The organism is Mycolicibacterium flavescens (assembly GCF_001722335.1).
Classification (GTDB): domain Bacteria; phylum Actinomycetota; class Actinomycetes; order Mycobacteriales; family Mycobacteriaceae; genus Mycobacterium; species Mycobacterium flavescens.
This window is the reverse complement of record NZ_MIHA01000067.1, coordinates 1-469: the sequence shown is the minus strand read 5'-3', so window position 1 is coordinate 469 and position 469 is coordinate 1. Positions and strand designations below refer to the sequence as shown.

Here is a 469-nt window from a genome sequence, read left to right as displayed (position 1 = left end):
AACGCCATCGATGCTCAGGTCGTGGAGATTGTCGCCGAGATCGATCGTGACGGATTGTTGGGCGCCGCCCCCGGGGTCAAGTCGCTCAAGGCTTTGGTGGCCTGGAGGTTGGGCATGTCCGAAGCCAACGCGGGCAACGTGGCCGCGATCGCCGGTCGTTACGATGAATTCCCGCGCTGCACCTCCGAGATGCGCCAGGGGCGGCTGTCGCTGGATCAGGTTGGGGTGATCGCCCAGCATGCCGGGCAGGGCTCTGATGAGCACTATGCTGATTTCGCGGCGGTGGCCACGGTGCGCCAGATCCGCAAGGCACTGAGTCTGGAAACCAAGCCCGAACCCGATCGCGAGCCCGAACCGGAGTTCAAGCGGTCGTTTTCGAAGAGCACCGGCGACAATTACACGACGTATCGCATCACGGTGCCCAATCTGGAGGCGGCCAAAGTCGATGCCGCGTTGGCTTCGCATCGGG

The 469-nt window shown here is 63.5% G+C and carries 1 protein-coding gene; it reads left to right on the top strand.

All coding sequences use genetic code 11. From position 1 onward, the window contains the following. The coding region (locus BHQ18_RS28865; protein WP_131815755.1) for a DUF222 domain-containing protein at positions 1-469 on the top strand (469 nt) is incomplete at both ends.